Here is a 227-nt window from a genome sequence, read left to right on the forward strand (position 1 = left end):
GAATCGGAGTCACTGTCGGAGTCGGCATCGCTGTCTGAATCCGAGTCGCTGTCGGAATCCGAATCGCTGTCGCTATCCGAGTCACTGTCGGAATCGGAATCGCTGTCGGAATCGGAATCGCTGTCGGAATCGGAATCGCTGTCAGAGTCCGAATCGCTGTCAGAATCCGAGTCACTGTCAGAATCGGAATCGCTGTCAGAGTCAGAATCGCTGTCAGAGTCCGAATC

The 227-nt window shown here is 54.6% G+C and carries 1 protein-coding gene; it reads right to left on the reverse strand.

Going from position 1 to position 227, the window contains the following annotated elements:
- Window positions 1–227 (reverse strand): hypothetical protein (locus ACSIPU_RS31485; protein ID WP_435322607.1); only part of this gene is annotated, 227 nt, incomplete at both ends.

The sequence above is a fragment of the Klebsiella sp. HN106 genome (assembly GCF_051209435.1).
Lineage (GTDB): Bacteria > Pseudomonadota > Gammaproteobacteria > Enterobacterales > Enterobacteriaceae > Klebsiella > Klebsiella oxytoca.